The organism is Gloeomargarita sp. SRBZ-1_bins_9 (genome assembly GCA_039794565.1).
Lineage (GTDB): Bacteria > Cyanobacteriota > Cyanobacteriia > Gloeomargaritales > Gloeomargaritaceae > Gloeomargarita.
In genome coordinates, this window is the sequence record JAUQVX010000003.1 from 52,896 (window position 1) to 67,978 (window position 15,083).

Below are 15,083 nucleotides of genomic sequence, written 5' to 3' on the forward strand. Positions count from 1 at the left end.
CCCTGCCCCTCAAGCCGCCGCCTGAAATTGCAGGGGTTGTCCCCGCACCGCCTCGTTGAACTGCCCCTGGTAGTAGACAATTCGGCCCCCCACGATGGTCACCTGGGGCCACCCCGTCAGTTCCCACCCCTCAAAGGGACTCCAGCCGCATTTGGTTTGCAAATCCTCCCGTCGCACCGGCTGGGTGTGCTCCCAATCCACCAGCACCACATCCGCATCATAGCCCACCGCCAGTTGCCCCTTGTTGACGATGCCGTAGGCCCGCGCCGGTTGGGTTGACAGCCACTGCACCACCTGCGCCAGGGTACATTTGCCCTTTTTGGCTTGCGTCAACATCAGGGGCAAAAAGGTTTCCACCCCCGGCATCCCCGACGGCGACTCCGGGTAAGGCCGCGCCTTTTCCGCCAGCGTGTGGGGGGCATGGTCCGTGGCCATAAAATCAATCACCCCCTCCTGCAACCCCTGCCAGAGCACCTGATTATCGTGGGGCGTGCGCAAGGGCGGATTCATCTGGGCCAGCGACCCCAGGGTGAAATAGGCCGAGCGGTCCAACAGCAGATGCTGGGGCGTCACCTCCGCCGTGATCCAGGGGCGCTTGTGCCGGCGTAAAAATTCCACCTCCAGGGCCGTAGACAGGTGCAGAACGTGCAGGCGTCGCCGGTATTTGCTCGCCAAGCGCACCGCCAACTCCGTCGCCTGCAAAGCCGCCAGCTCATCCTGAACATCCGAATGCACATCTGGGCGGTGGAATTCCGATGCCAAAAGCCGTCGCCGCTCTAGAATGCGCTGGTGATTTTCCGCATGCACCGCAATCAGCCGTCGACCGGTGGCAAAAATGCGCTCCAGGACCGCCGGGTCCTCCACCAGCAAATCTCCGTGCATGGACCCCATAAACACCTTGATCCCACACACCGGCTGCACCCGGTTGAGTTCCTCCAGGTTATCCCGCGTTGCTCCGATAAAAAAGCCGTAATTGACCAGGGACTTTGCCGCCGCCCGGCGCAACTTGTCATCCAACGTCGCCTGGTCCACCGTGCTCGGGCACGTATTGGGCATCTCCAAAAACGACGTCACTCCTCCCCTGGCGCAGGCGCGACTGGCGGTGTGCAGGTCCTCCTTGTGCTCTAATCCCGGCTCCCGGAAATGCACCTGGGCATCAATCACCCCCGGCAGCAGCAGCCACCCCTGGGCATCCAACACCTCGGCGTAGTGGGCGCGGCGGTCCTCAATGGTGATTTCCGCGATCTTCCCCTGGCGAATCCCCACATTGCAGGGCTGGAGCTGTCCCTGGGGACCAACAATTTGGGCCTGGTGAATCCATAAGCTATCATGCTGATTGAACATCGCCAGACGGAGACGGACTTTTTCCATTATGGGGTGGGGTGGGCCATCCATGCACTGGTGGGACGAGTTGGAAGCCACTTTGTCGGCCAAGCTAGACGAATTTCTCCAGACCCACCCCGACCTGGCTGCCCGCCTGGAAGCCGAAACCCTCAGCGAACAGGAAACCCAGACCCGCTGCCTGTTGCAACAACTCCAACGCGAGCGCCAGGACCTGGAACAAAAAATCCGTAGTACTGCCCGAGACATCCGCCTGTGGCGCGAGCGGCAACAGGTTGCCGAGCAGGCCAAACGCCCCGATTTAGTCGCCGCCGCCCAACAGCGCCAGCAAACCCTCATGGCCCAGGGCAACCAATACTGGGCGCAATTGCGCGTCAATCAAAAACGCCTCCAGCAAACCGAAGCCCTCCTGCGACAAATCCAAAAGCAACGCCGGCAGGTAAAAATTCCCACCAGCCAAGCCCCTTCCCCCAACGCCCTGGAACGGGAATTTCAAGCCCTAGAGATTGAGCAGGAATTTGAAAAACTCAAGCGAGAGATGGGATACGGATGACCCCCTTGCACCTGCTTGCTGCGGCGCAACTGGCAGATGAGCGGGGAACCATCCCCCTACCGGCCCTGATTCAGGGAATTGCCCAGCCCTCAGACCTGGCCCAAGTCCTAGACCATTGCCCCCCCGAACAATGGATCTGCCTTTGGCATGGGGAATCCTTGCTGTTTCAGGGAGAGCGCCGACACCTGCCCACCCAGCCCTGGCCCTACCCCCTGCAGGTCTATCTCCCCGACCCCGTGCGGGAAAGCTACCGGCAACTAGTGGACGTGGTGGCCGAGCTGCGCCATCCCCAACGCGGCTGTCCCTGGGATTTGGCCCAAACCCCCCAGAGCCTGACCCCCTACATCCTGGAGGAGGCCTACGAAACTGTCCACGCCATCCAAACAGGCCAGCCCGCTGCCATCCAGGAAGAACTAGGGGATTTACTCCTGCAAGTGGTTCTACAAGCGCAAATTGCCCAGGAAACCGGCCAGTTTTCCGTGGTGGAAGTCGCCCAGGGCCTCAGCGCCAAACTCATCCGCCGCCACCCCCATGTTTTTGGGGACGTAGCCGTAACTGACGTGCAGACTGTGCGCCGCAACTGGGAAGCCATCAAACACCAGGAGCAGGGCCACTCGCTGGCAGAAAAATTGCAGCACTACGGCGAGACCTTTCCCCCCTTGCTGGCCGCCGCCAAAATCTACCAAAAGCTCAAATCCCACCACCGACTTCCCGACGAGACTACAGCAGATATCAAGACGCTTCAGGCCCTATGGGAGCGCTACTGGCAACAGCCGAACCCGCAGACCCTCGGGCAGTTATTGTTTGGGTTGGTGGCTGCTGCGGTGGAGCATCACCTGGACCCACACCTGGCCCTAGAACACATCAACCACGCCTACATTTCTCACTGCCGCTCGTCTTGATCCCCGCCCCCTCTTCCCCCCACCAGCCTGGCCCCTACCCCCGGTCCCTCCTATTGTTAAATTCTGTTAACAGATATTAAACGGTGGGGATTTTCTGGGTAGGGGATGGGGGGTGAAGGCAATTGTTGCGACTAATTAACGACCCCTTGCCAAGGCAGAAGTAAACCCCTATACTGCTGTAGGGTTATGTAATCCCCATTACAAAAGCAACGTTCGCACACGTTTTCGAGGAGGAGATCGCATTGGCTAGGAGACGGAAACGGCGGAGTCGGCGGCGTTTGGAAGGTAAGAAAATTCTGGAGTGTGTACCCCAGTATGTGTTGGACAGTGGTGAGGACAAACCCGTAACGGCGGCTCGGCGATTTATCCACGCCCATGGGATTACGCCACCGGCGCTGTTGCTGGTTCGCCGGAATGAACACACGGTTGACCGTTTCTTCTGGGCGGAAAAGGGGTTGTTCGGGGCGCAATACGTGGAGGAGAATCATTTCCTGTTCCCCAGTTTGCGTGCCCACGAGGCAACGGTGAGCGTAGCCAAGTAGGTAGGGCTGGGGTCGGTTTTTTGCCCTCGCCAGGGGATACAGGGCTGGCTAAGCTCGATCCTAGGGCGGGTGGGCAGCACCGATGGCTTTGATTGACCTTTTTCCCCAGTACCGACAACTGCCGCCGGGGTTGGCGTTTTCCCACTGGCAAGTTGGGGTGCGACTGGCGGCACGCCTGCTGGTGGAGCAATCCCCCTGGGTGCTGGTGGGACCGTCTGAAGTGCGCCGGGGGTCCCTGTGGATAGATGACCGGGAGTTGCTGCCGGGTCAGCGGGTGTTTTTGGTGCGCACAGGGGATTGGGTACTGGCCTCGGTGCTGACGGAGGGGGGGCAACTGGCCCATACGTTTGTACCGGCGGTGGTGCGTCAGGTGTGGTCGGCCCTGCTCCCCCGGGTGATGGATGGTCAGTTGCGGGCGCAGTTGGAAGCCCTGCCCGATTCTTGGCCGACCGCGTCCCTGGGGCTGGTAGAGCAGTTCTACCAGGATTGGTTGCAGGCTGCTGTCCAACTGCCGGAGGAGTGGGTGCAGTCGGTGCTGCACGAAATGTCCACGCCCCTGAGTACGATCGGCACCTGGACGGATTTGCTGCTGAAATACCGGTCCCAGTTGCCGGTGCGGGTGGTGCAGGGGCTGCAGGCGATTGCCCAGGAGGTGCGAGCGCGGCAAGAGCAGTGGCGGTCCTGGTTTGCCCCCCAGGAAACCCAAACGGAAATCGCTGATTGGCAGGCCCAGGCCCAGGCGCGGGGCATTGTCTTGCATCTGGAATTGATGACACCTCTGCCGGCGGTCGTGCGCCATTTACTGGCCCAAGTCATGCCTTTGCTGCTTGGGGAATTGCCCCCCGGTGCCCGCATCCAAGGCGCAGCTCACCAGAAGCAAATTGCCCAGAGGAAAGTAATTGTGTTGTATTTACAGTTCACACCCTTAAGTGACTCGCTGCGCTGGGGAGGTGGATGGCACTGCAGTCCTCAAACGGGACGGCTCTACCCCAGCCTGGCCCATTGGCAACAGCGCTTGGCAGCCCTGGGGGGGGAATTACACTGGCAGGCCCAGGGACTGGAGTTGCTACTGCCCCTGGAGACCTTGGGACAGCAGGGCCTGGGCGAGTAACAGGTCAGCCGGTGTGGTCATTTTCAGGTTGGTTTCTTCCCCCGGGACCACCTGGACGGGATAACCGTAGCGCTCGAGCAGGGCGGCGTCGTCTGTGGTTTGCCAGCCTTCCTCGCGGGCGCGCCGGTGACAGGTTTTCAGCACCTCCACCTGGAATCCCTGGGGGGTTTGGGCGGCCCACAGGTGCTGGCGCTCCGGCGTGTGGTCAATCCGGGGTGGGTCCTTCACCACCTTGATGGTGTCCTTGACGGGGATGGCCGCAATGGCCCCTACCGCTTGGGTTAAGGCTATTTGACAACGCCGGAACAGGTCGGGACTGGCCAAACAGCGGGCGCCATCGTGAATCAGGACGGTGGTGGCTTGGGGGGGCAGGGCCTGTAGGCCGTTCCAGACCGACGCTTGCCGCGTTTCGCCCCCGGGAATCAACTGCACGGGAACTGGCGGCGATAGGGCGTCGCAAATGCGCTGGAAATCGGGCCAGTCCACCGGTTGGGCCATGATGCCTACCCAGGTGGGCTGCGCTTGCAACACCCGTTCCAAGGTCCAGGTCAACAGGGGCCGCCCCTGTAGCGACAGCAAAAGCTTGTTCCGGTCATGCCCCATGCGTTTGCCCTGACCGGCGGCGGCGATCAGCACGTACATGGCCCGATATTATCCCATGCCCGCCGTGGCCAAGGGAATCACCAGGCAGGTCCCACTCTGGTCAATCGTGCTGTAGAACACATCACACCAGGTATCGGTATCCAGCGGATAACGGGGTACCCAGAACACCCAGTGCCGGTCAATTTTCAGCTCACTGCGCAGGGTGGGATAGGGTTCCCGCTTAACCTGCTCCAGCACCCCATAAGCCCGCGACTCCAGGGTTTCCAACCAGGCTGCCACCCGCTCCTGCGACCCCTGGTTGGTCTCCAGGTGCAAAATTCCGTGCACCCGCACTTGCTCCCACCACACCAGGGGGTCCTTGAGGTCTAGCCCCCGGGTCTGCATCCGCTTCCAAGCTTCCCCCAATCGTTCTTTCACCAGGGTTTGCACCCGCACCAGTTGATCGAGTTCGTAGGTTGGATCCAAAACCTTTAATTGGCGGGCGGTACGACGGAACCACATAACGTGCGTAGACATACAAACCCCCACTCGCTTTCAAACGCAGCTAGCCGTTTGGCTAACCGGTTCCGTAGAGGCGCTCTTCCACCCGCTTAAAGTATTCCACCGCGGATCATAGGGGAAAAATTGTTCCATCGTCAAGGTTGTCCCTGGGTTATCCTGGGGAACTAAGGGTACCTGGAACGATGAAGGCCGGCCTTCTGAAAAATTGGTGGCACAATCATCTGGCCCGGTGGGGGCTGGTCCTCCTGCTGGTGCTCTACACGGCCATGGTGTTTGCGGATTTCTTGGCTCCCTACGACCCCTACCAAGGGCGTGAGGAGGGGACCTTACTACCGCCGACAGCCATTGAATGGCGTCCCTGGCCCCACGTCTATCCCACTCGCCAGGGGCCGTTGAACCTGGAAACGGGGGACCGGGAACTCATCGTGGACCGAACGCAGCCCAAGCCAGTGCGTCTGTTGGTGCGGGGCTATACCTACGACTGGTTAAAACTCACGCTGCCGATTCCCCAGCGCACCCAGCGGGGCTGGCAGGTGCAGGATTGGGTGGTATTTCCGGGGATCCGCAGCGATTGGCACCTGTTTGGGGTCGAGGCGCCGGCTTACTTGCATCTGTTGGGGACCGATGACCAGGGACGGGACCAGTTCAGCCGTCTGTTGCTGGGGAGTCGCATCAGCCTGTCGGTGGGGTTGGTGGGGATTGCCGTCACCTTTCCCATTGGGGTGGTGCTGGGGGGCATCGCCGGGTACGCCGGGGGCTGGGTGGATGCCCTGCTGATGCGCCTGGTGGAGGTGCTCATGTCCATTCCTAGCATCTATCTACTGGTGGCCTTGGCGGCGGTGTTACCCCCCGGCCTGACCAGCGCCCAGCGCTTTTTGCTCATTGTGTTTATTACTTCGTTTGTGAACTGGGCTGGGTTAGCGCGGGTGGTGCGGGGACAGGTGCTGAGCATCAAGGAACAGGGGTTTGTGCAGGCGGCGCGGGCGTTGGGAGCCAGTCCCTGGGGCATTCTCTGGCGCCATGTCCTCCCCCAAACCAGCACCTACGTCATCATTGCCGCTACTCTCACAGTGCCGGGCTTTATTGTGGCAGAGTCGGTGCTGAGTTTGATCGGGCTGGGGATCGAGCAGCCGGATGCCTCCTGGGGCAATATGCTGTCGCTGGCCACCAATGTCTCCATCCTGCTGTTGCATCCTTGGCTGGTGTGGCCGCCAGCGCTGCTGATTGTCCTGGCGGTGCTGGGGTTTAATTTGTTGGGGGATGGCCTACGGGATGTGCTCGACCCCCGCCAGAGTAGCCGTTAAATATCTAACTCGTCCCAGCGCAATTGGGAAGCATAGGTTTCGATGAACTCCCGCCGGGGCGGCACCCGGTCCCCCATGAGAATCGTAAACAGTCGGTCTGCCTCCGCCGCATCCTCAATCGTCACCTGTTTTAGGGTACGGGTTTCCGGGTTCATGGTGGTTTCCCAGAGTTGCTCCGGCATCATTTCCCCCAACCCCTTGAAGCGTTGGATCGTGTAATGGGCGCTGGCCGGTAATTCCTGTTTCACCCGTTCCAACTCCCGGTCGTTGTAGCAATAGATCACTTCCCGAGGCCGGGCACGTTCCAGCTTGTACAAGGGCGGGCAACCGATGTAGATATAGCCCTGTTCAATAATAGGCCGTTGATAGCGATAGAAAAAGGTCAGCAGCAGGGTGCGAATGTGCGCCCCATCCACATCGGCATCCGTTAACAAGATAATGCGGTGATAGCGCAACTTACTCGGGTCAAACTCTTCCCCCTTGATCCCCAAACCGATGGCCATGATCAGGGCCTGAATTTCCGCGTTTTTATACACCCGGGCGTCGTCCGTTTTTTCGATGTTGATGATTTTGCCTCGCAAGGGCAAGATGGCCTGGTAACGCCGGTCCCGGGCTTGTTTGGCACTGCCGCCAGCGCTGTCCCCCTCCACGATAAACAGCTCGCATTCCCGGGGGTCACGGCTGCTGCAATCGGCTAATTTGCCAGGCAGTGTGGAGGACTCTAAAACCGATTTGCGCCGCACCAGCTCCCGCGCCCGTCGTGCCGCCTCCGCCGCTTGATAGGCCTGAATCGCCTTGTCCAAAATGGCATCGGCCACCTGGGGGCGCATTTCTAAGTACTCCAGGAGGGCTTCCCCCACCAGGGAATCCACAATCCCCCGTACCTCCGTATTGCCCAGCTTGGTCTTGGTTTGCCCCTCAAACTCCGGGTTGGGCACCTTCACGGAAATGATCCCTGTCAGTCCCTCGCGGATATGTTCACCCGCCAAATTGGCATCCTGCTCCTTGAGCTTATTGCGCTTGCGGGCCAGATGATTGAGGGTGCGTGTCAAGACCGCCTTGAGTCCCTCCAGGTGGGTGCCCCCATCCACGGTGCGGATGTTATTGGCAAACCCTAGTAGGTTCTCGCTGTAGGCATCGCTGCACCACTGGAGGGCCACCTCCACCAGGATATGGTTCCGCTCCCCCTGGATGTAGATCACCTCCTCGTGCAGGGGTTGTTTGTCCTGGTTCAGGTAGGCCACGTACTCGCGGATGCCCCCCAAATAACAAAACGTTTCGATGCGGGGGGGTTGTTTCCGGTAGTCCCGCAGAGCGATATGAATCCCCGCATTCAAATAGGCCAACTCCCGCAGGCGCGTCGTCAGCAGGGCGAAATCAAACTCGGTGGTTTCCTTAAAAATTTCCGGGTCTGGGCAAAAGGCCACTGCTGTTCCCCGGCGCGGCTCCGTCAGGGGTTCACTGTGCAGCTCAGTCACCGGCTTGCCCCGTTCATAGCGCTGGCGAAACTGCCGTCCTTCCCGCCAGACCGTCACCTCCACCCAGCAAGACAGGGCATTGACCACCGACACCCCCACCCCGTGCAAGCCCCCGGACACCTTGTAGCCACCGTTTTCCCCACCAAACTTGCCCCCGGCGTGCAAGACCGTCATCACCGTCTCCAGGGCCGATTTCCCCGTCTTGGGGTGGATGCCCGTCGGGATGCCGCGCCCGTTGTCCGTCACCACCACCGAACCATCCGGGTGCAAATCCACTTCAATATGGGTGCAAAAACCCGCCAGCGCCTCGTCCACCGAATTGTCCACCACTTCGTACACCAGGTGGTGCAACCCCTTGGGTCCCGTACTGCCGATGTACATCCCTGGCCGCCGCCGGACCGCTTCCAACCCCTCCAAAACCTGAATCTGCTCAGCCCCGTAGGCGGCCGTCATGCTAAATCCCCCAGAAACACCCGAAAACGACACGTGACCCCAAATCTAGGTTAATTTTAGCACAAAACGCCTAGAATCTCCTGCAGAATGGAAATGAGCAGCCATTTAGTGGGGGGGTGGAATCCTGGCGCTAATTCTCATCGCCGGACCAACAGCCAGCGGCAAAACGGACTTGGCCATCGCTTTAGCCCAAGAGCTCGGCAGCGTCATTATTAATGCGGATTCGCGTCAGATTTACCAGGGGTTGGACATTGGTACGGCCAAACCCACGCCAGCGCAACGGGCATTGGTGCCTCACCATCTTGTGGACTGGGTGCCGCCGACAGCAACGGTGACCGTAGCCGAGTATCAACAGGCCGCCCAAGCCCTGATTGCCGATTACCAGCGCCGGGGGATTACGCCGTTACTGGTGGGGGGCAGTGGGCTATACATCCAGGCCGTGGTCCAGGGGTTAAAGATTCCGCCGGTGCCGCCCCAACCCCAGTTACGCCAGCAACTGGCCACCTACAGCCAGCCAGAGCGCTATCAGTTTTTGCAGCAGGTGGACCCTGCCAGTGCCGCCAAAATCCATCCCCACGACGCCGTGCGCACCCTGCGGGCCTTGGAGGTCTATTATGTGACCGGCACTCCCTTGTCCCAATGCCAAGGCCAAGCCCCGCCGGACTATCCGGTACTGTTTCTCTATCTCGACAGCCAGCAATTGGCCCAACGCATTGCCCGGCGCACCGCCCAGATGTTTGCCCAGGGGCTGGTGGAGGAAACCCAGTATCTGCGAGCCACCTACGGCGCCGATTTACCCCTGCTCAAAACCTTGGGCTATCGGGAAGTAGGCCTGTATCTGGACAGAGCCATAGACCTGGAACAGGCCAGAGCCCTGGTCATCCACCACACCCGCCGGTTGGCCAAGCAACAGCGCACCTGGTTTCGCGCTCAACCAGGACGGGTCCATCTGGAGGCCGACCGACCTGACCTGGTCCCTTATGCCTGGCAAAAAGTGCAGGATTTTCTGAGGGCCATCAGCTACTGATCTGACTCGCGGGCGATTTGGCGACACAAAACCAGCACCGGGACCATGCCCACCACCACCAGGGCCAGCGCCGGACCAGACGCCTCGATCAAGCGGGAATCCTGGGCGTAGCGATAAACCCGCACCGCCAGCGTGTCGAAATTAAAAGGGCGGATGATGAGCGTAGCCGGCAACTCCTTAGCCACATCCACAAACACCAAAATGGCTGCGCTGGCTAATGTCCCGGCCATCAGGGGTATATGCACCCGCCACAGGGCACTCCAGGGCCGGTGACCCAAACTGCGGGCTGCCTCGTCCAACTCCGGTGCAAGGCGCGCCAAACCCGCCTCCACCGCGCTCAGGGCCAGGGCCAAGTACCGCACCAGGTAGGCAAAGATGAGAGCCGCCACCGTTCCCCCCACCACCATCCGGCCGAGGGCACCGTCTAGCCACCCCAGCACCAGCAGTACCCCCACGGCAATCACCGACCCCGGTACGGCATAGCCCATGGCCGCTAGGCGAGAAACCCAAGCCACCGGGCCGCCCCCCAGCAACCGCTGCCCATACCCCAAAAACAGAGCTATCCCCAAAGCCAGTACCGCCGTCAGCACCGCCAAGAAGCAGGTATGGCGAGCCGAGGCCCAAAATGTGGCGTCAAAGGTCTCCGTGCGGTAGCGCACCGCCAGCTCCAGCAGCACCCCCCCTGGAATGCCAAACCCAATCGTCACCGGCACCGCACAGGTCAACCAGGCCATGACGGCCACCGGACCCTTGAGATACAGCCGTGTTGGGGGTGTGGGCGTGCCCTTGTCCGCATAGCGCACCTGCTGTCGCGAAACCAACTCCAACGCCACCAGGGCAAACACAAACACCAGCAAACAGACCGACAACTGCGTAGCCGCGATGCGGTCCCCCAGGTTGTACCAGGTGCGGTAAATCCCTGTGGTAAACACCAGCACCCCAAAGTAGTCTACCACCCCAAAATCCGCCAGGGTTTCCATTAGGGCCAAGGCCAACCCCGCCATCATCGCCGGACGGGCCAGAGGCAGCGCTACCCGCCAAAACGTCCCCCACAGGGAATGCCCCAGCAATCGGCTGGCCTCCAGCAGCGCCCGGGACTGTTGCCGAAAACTCGCCCGCACCAGCAGATAGACATAGGGATACAGCACGCAGACAAACATCACAATGGCACCAGGGAGCGAGCGGATATGGGGGAACCAGTACTGTCCCACCTGCCAACCCGTCACTTCCCGCAGCCAGCGCTGGACCGGCCCAAACACCTCCAACAATTCCGTGTAGGCAAATGCCAGGACATAAGCCGGTGCAGCAAAGGGCAACACCAAAGCCCACTCCCAAAACCGCCGCCCCGGAAATTCACACACCCCCACCAGCCAAGCCGTGGCCACCCCCACCGTCACCACACCAACAGCCACCCCCCCTGCCAAAATCAACGTATTGGCGATGTACGTTGGGAGAACTGTCCTCCACAGGTGTTGCCACACCTCTGGGCGGGGCGTGAACACGCTGGCTAAGACCACCAACACCGGGATGGAAAAGACCCCGGCGACCACCAGCCCGCCCCACCCCCACACCGACAGCCATCGCCCAAACCGATATTTCATGCCCTAAACTGGAGGACGAACTATTGAACTTATTTTGCAATAGAAGGGATGCGGGTACGCCCATGGAAGCACCAGCCTTACTGCGGGTCGAAGGGTTGAGTTACCGGTTTCCTCGCCAGCTACAGCCTACGCTAGCGGACATCTACTTCACCCTGGCGCCGGGGGAAATCCTGGGCCTGTTGGGGGCATCCGGCTGTGGCAAAACGACGCTCCTGCGATTGATTGCCGGTTTCATTGCGCCCACGGGGGGGCGGATTTATTTGGCAGAAAGACTAGTGGCTGGAGAGGGACAGTGGGTGCCCCCGGAACAACGGGGCTTGGGGATGGTGTTTCAGGATTTGGCCCTGTTTCCCCACCTGCGGGTCTGGCAGAATGTGGCCTTTGGGTTGCGGCATTGGTCAGCAGCGGCCCGCCGGCAACGGGTGCAGCAGGTGCTGGAACTGGTGAAGTTACCCGACTACGGCAACCGCTACCCCCACCAACTCTCCGGTGGGCAGCAGCAACGGGTGGCTTTAGCGCGGGCTTTGGCGCCCCAACCCCGGTTGCTTTTGCTGGATGAACCCCTATCCAACCTGGACGCCCAGGTGCGGCAGCAGTTGCGGCACGACATCCGGCGGATTCTCAAAAGCACCGGCACCGGCGGCATTTTTGTCACCCATGATCGGGAGGAGGCCTTTGCCGTGTGTGACCGCATCGCCGTCTTGCACCGGGGGCGGCTGGAACAGATCGGTACCCCCGCCGAACTCTACCATCAACCGGCATCGCGGGTGGTGGCGGAACTGGTGACCCAGGCGAATTGGTTGCCGGCGGTGCCCCAGGGAGAGACAGCCTGGCAGACGGACATTGGGGTGATTACGGGATTGACAGCCCCTATGCCGGTGGCCAGCCCCTGTGAACTCATGATTCCCCAGGAGAATGTGTATCTGGAGCCGGACGAGCAGGGGGAATCCGTGGTCCAGGACGGGCAGTTTCTCGGGCGGGAGTACCGCTACTGTTTAACCATCCCGTCGGGGCGGGAGCTGCACGCCCGGGTGTCCCAGGGACCGTTGCTGCCGGTGGGAACGCGGGTGCGCTTGCGAGTCAAACCGGAGGGGGTGCGAGTGTTTGCGTCGCCCCATGGCCCCTAACGCACTGCGGGCCTACCAACGCCTGGCTATTGCCCCCCAGCAAATCCAAGGGCAGCAGGTGCACTTGACGCCCCCCCAACGGCACTACCTGGAACGGGTGTTGCGGCTCCGGTCCGGGGAACGCTTTATTGCCATGGACGGGCAGGGGCACTGGTGGCTGGCAGAATTGACAGCGCCCGGCCAGGCCCGGTTGGGGGACCTGCTGCCGGTGGATTGTGAACTGCCGGCGCCGGTGGTACTGGTGATGGGAATTCCCAAGGGGGATGGGATGGATCAGGTGCTGCGCCAGGTGACGGAGTTGGGGGTGCGGCGGGTGATACCTTTGCTGACGGAGCGGACCCAGGTGCAGCCGGGGGCAGGGCGTCTACAGCGCTGGCAACGCATCGCGACGGAGGCGGCTGAACAGTCCTGGCGCCAGTGGATTCCCCAGATCACTCCTACGTTGGGGTTGGCGGAGGCTTGGGCGCAGGTGGCCCCCATGCGCTGTTTGGTCTGTGCACCGGATCAGGATGCGCCCCATCTGTTAAACGTCCTGGGCCAGCCGGAACCCCTGGCGCTATGGGTCGGGCCGGAGGGGGGCTGGAGCGGGAGCGAGTTGGCCTGGTTCCGCCGGCAGGGAGCGACTTTCGTTTCTCTGGGTAAGCGGGTTTTGCGCACGGTGACGGCACCGGTGGTGGCTCTAGCCTTGGTTGCGGCATCATGGGAAAAGTCTGCAGGAGCGATGCCATGACGGTGACCTACGCCCGCGAGTGGGATTTGTCGGGGCTGTACCAGGGTTTAGACGATCCCCGCCTAGACCAGGACTTACAGGCACTGCACGCCCAGGCGACGGCCTTTCGGGAGCAGTACCGGGGGCGGGTGGCCCAATTAACGCCGGAGCAGGTGCGCACGGCCCTGCAAACCCTGGAGGCCCTGTGGGAGCGGGTGGGATATGGCTGGGCCTATCCGGCCTTGCGCTTTGCCGCCGACACGCGGGATACCCAAGCGCGGCAGGTGCTGGACCGGGTACGCCAGACCGTGACCCAGATCGAAAACCAGGTGTTGTTTTTTGCTCTGGAGTTGCAGCAGTTGCCGCCGGCGCAGTTGACTGCTTTGGCCCAATCCCCCGTCCTGGCAACGTATCAGCACTATTTGGAACGGCTGCGGTTGCTCCAGCCCTATCAACTGCCCGAGGCGGTGGAACAGACCCGCAACCAGGACAGTTTGACGGGGCGGCAGGCATTTATCCAGTTGCATACGCTGCACCAGGGGTCGCTGCGCTATCGGCCTGTAACGACGCCGGAGGGCAAGACGGCGGAGTTGGAGGCGGAGCTGGGGGCCTTACTGCAGCACCCCGACCCGGATACGCGCTACCAGGCCTACACCAGCATCCGGGAGCAACTGGCGGCCCACAATCTGCTGTATGGCTACATCCTGAACACCCTTGCCCAGGACCATCACTTGGAAAACCAGATGCGGGGTTATCCATCCACCCTGGCCAAGCAATTACTGGCGGATGAGGTGCCGGAGGCGGTGTTTCAGACCATCATGCAGGGAACGGCGGCGCGCTATGACCTGTTTCAGCGCTATTACCGGCGCAAGGGGGAAGTCCTAGGGATGAAAATGCGCACCTGTGATGTCATCGCCCCCTGGCCGACTCAACAGCCGGTGGAGCTGCGGGTGGACTACGACCGGGGGGTGGAACTCCTGTTGCAGGCCCTGGAGCAGTTCAGTCCGGTGTACCGCCAGCGGGCGGAGGAGTTTTTCCGGCGCCGGTGGGTGGATGCCCAGGTGCGCCCAGGCAAACAGGGGGGAGCGTTTTGCGCCTATGTCCACGGCAAAAACAGTTTTCTGCTGCTTTCTTACACCGACGATGTCCACTCGCTCTTTACCCTGGCCCACGAGTTGGGGCACGGGCTGCACTATACCTGGATCAGCGAAAAACAAACCTACTTCAACAGCAGCCCCCCCCTGGTGTTGGCGGAAATTGCGTCGGTGTTTAACGAGTTGCTGTTGTTGGATTATTTATTGGACCAGGCAGACCGGCAGCCGGATTGGCAGCGGGTATTGCTGGTGCGGTTGATCGAGGACCAGTTGAATTTGCTGTTTCGCCAGAGCACAATCAGTCGCTTGGAGCTGGCGATTCACGAACGGGCGGCCCAGGGGAGTTTTGACCATGAATTTGTCAACCAAACTTGGCTGTCTCTGTATCAGGAGTTGTGCGGCGAGGCGGTGGAGGTGTTGCCGGAACATGCAGTGGACTGGGCGCGCATTAGCCACATCTTTTTCAAGCCCTTTTACTGCTACCAGTACACGGCGTCCAGTATTGTCAGTCTGGCGTGCTACCAGCAGTACCGGCAGCGGGGGGCGGATTTTATTCCGGGGTATTTGGCGTTGTTGGCGGCGGGGGGTTCCCAGGACCAGATCACGGCGCTGCGGCAGTACGTGGGGGTGGATTTGACCCGGCCAGAGACCACCGAGGCGGCCCTAGACATGGTGGCGGAACTGATCGACCGGCTGGAGGCCACGCTCTGACCTGGTAAGCTGGTGGGAGATGGTTG

General features: G+C 61.1%; 14 protein-coding genes. 9 read left to right on the forward strand and 5 right to left on the reverse strand.

Annotated elements, in window-relative coordinates; all coding sequences use genetic code 11:
* Window positions 1-9: 9 nt before the first annotated feature.
* Window positions 10-1,344 (reverse strand): dihydroorotase, encoded by a 1,335-nt coding sequence (locus tag Q6L55_04515; GenBank protein ID MEN9257982.1) that lies wholly within the window; start codon window positions 1,342-1,344, stop codon window positions 10-12.
* 49 nt (window positions 1,345-1,393) lie between these two features.
* On the opposite strand from Q6L55_04515, the gene Q6L55_04520 reads away from it, so the two are divergent.
* The 4 genes from Q6L55_04520 to Q6L55_04535 all read left to right on the forward strand — a co-directional run bounded on the left by Q6L55_04520 (window position 1,394) and on the right by Q6L55_04535 (window position 4,449).
* On the forward strand, window positions 1,394-1,894 hold the full coding sequence (locus Q6L55_04520; GenBank protein MEN9257983.1) for a hypothetical protein: 501 nt from the start codon (window positions 1,394-1,396) through the stop codon (window positions 1,892-1,894).
* Entirely contained in the window at window positions 1,891-2,796 is a 906-nt protein-coding gene (locus tag Q6L55_04525) for a MazG family protein (GenBank protein MEN9257984.1), read from the forward strand. The genes Q6L55_04520 and Q6L55_04525 overlap by 4 nt, the downstream gene beginning before the upstream one ends.
* A 242-nt stretch (window positions 2,797-3,038) precedes the next feature.
* Window positions 3,039-3,338 (forward strand): DUF3155 domain-containing protein, encoded by a 300-nt coding sequence (locus tag Q6L55_04530; protein MEN9257985.1) that lies wholly within the window; start codon window positions 3,039-3,041, stop codon window positions 3,336-3,338.
* An 82-nt stretch (window positions 3,339-3,420) separates the two neighbouring features.
* On the forward strand, window positions 3,421-4,449 hold the full coding sequence (locus Q6L55_04535) for a hypothetical protein (protein ID MEN9257986.1): 1,029 nt from the start codon (window positions 3,421-3,423) through the stop codon (window positions 4,447-4,449).
* On the opposite strand, the gene ispD is transcribed toward Q6L55_04535, so the two are convergent.
* A complete protein-coding gene (gene ispD / locus Q6L55_04540; GenBank protein ID MEN9257987.1) occupies window positions 4,405-5,091 on the reverse strand; it encodes a 2-C-methyl-D-erythritol 4-phosphate cytidylyltransferase in 687 nt (228 codons plus the stop codon). The genes Q6L55_04535 and ispD overlap by 45 nt on opposite strands.
* 9 nt (window positions 5,092-5,100) lie before the next feature.
* A complete protein-coding gene (locus tag Q6L55_04545) occupies window positions 5,101-5,568 on the reverse strand; it encodes a hypothetical protein (GenBank protein MEN9257988.1) in 468 nt (155 codons plus the stop codon).
* Between the two features lie 167 nt (window positions 5,569-5,735).
* Here Q6L55_04545 and Q6L55_04550 point away from each other — a divergent pair, with 167 nt between their 5' ends.
* Complete coding sequence (locus Q6L55_04550) at window positions 5,736-6,857, forward strand: ABC transporter permease (protein ID MEN9257989.1); 1,122 nt, start codon at window positions 5,736-5,738, stop codon at window positions 6,855-6,857.
* Here Q6L55_04550 and gyrB read toward each other — a convergent pair.
* Entirely contained in the window at window positions 6,854-8,788 is a 1,935-nt protein-coding gene (gene gyrB / locus Q6L55_04555) for a DNA topoisomerase (ATP-hydrolyzing) subunit B (GenBank protein MEN9257990.1), read from the reverse strand. The genes Q6L55_04550 and gyrB overlap by 4 nt on opposite strands.
* Before the next feature lie 139 nt (window positions 8,789-8,927).
* Here gyrB and miaA point away from each other — a divergent pair, with 139 nt between their 5' ends.
* Complete coding sequence (gene miaA / locus Q6L55_04560) at window positions 8,928-9,815, forward strand: tRNA (adenosine(37)-N6)-dimethylallyltransferase MiaA (protein ID MEN9257991.1); 888 nt, start codon at window positions 8,928-8,930, stop codon at window positions 9,813-9,815.
* Here the strand turns inward: miaA and Q6L55_04565 are convergent.
* Window positions 9,809-11,416, reverse strand: a complete 1,608-nt coding sequence (locus Q6L55_04565) for an iron ABC transporter permease (protein MEN9257992.1) — start codon at window positions 11,414-11,416, stop codon at window positions 9,809-9,811. The genes miaA and Q6L55_04565 overlap by 7 nt on opposite strands.
* A 62-nt stretch (window positions 11,417-11,478) precedes the next feature.
* Between Q6L55_04565 and Q6L55_04570 the strand changes: the two genes are divergently transcribed.
* From Q6L55_04570 to Q6L55_04580, 3 genes are read left to right on the forward strand one after another with little or no spacing between them, the layout of a single operon-like run.
* Window positions 11,479-12,543, forward strand: a complete 1,065-nt coding sequence (locus Q6L55_04570) for an ABC transporter ATP-binding protein (GenBank protein ID MEN9257993.1) — start codon at window positions 11,479-11,481, stop codon at window positions 12,541-12,543.
* Window positions 12,533-13,273, forward strand: coding sequence for a 16S rRNA (uracil(1498)-N(3))-methyltransferase (locus Q6L55_04575; GenBank protein MEN9257994.1), 741 nt, complete (start codon window positions 12,533-12,535; stop codon window positions 13,271-13,273). The genes Q6L55_04570 and Q6L55_04575 overlap by 11 nt, the downstream gene beginning before the upstream one ends.
* A complete protein-coding gene (locus Q6L55_04580) occupies window positions 13,270-15,057 on the forward strand; it encodes a M3 family metallopeptidase (GenBank protein ID MEN9257995.1) in 1,788 nt (595 codons plus the stop codon). Before Q6L55_04575 ends, Q6L55_04580 begins: the two co-directional genes overlap by 4 nt.
* Window positions 15,058-15,083 lie beyond the last annotated feature (26 nt).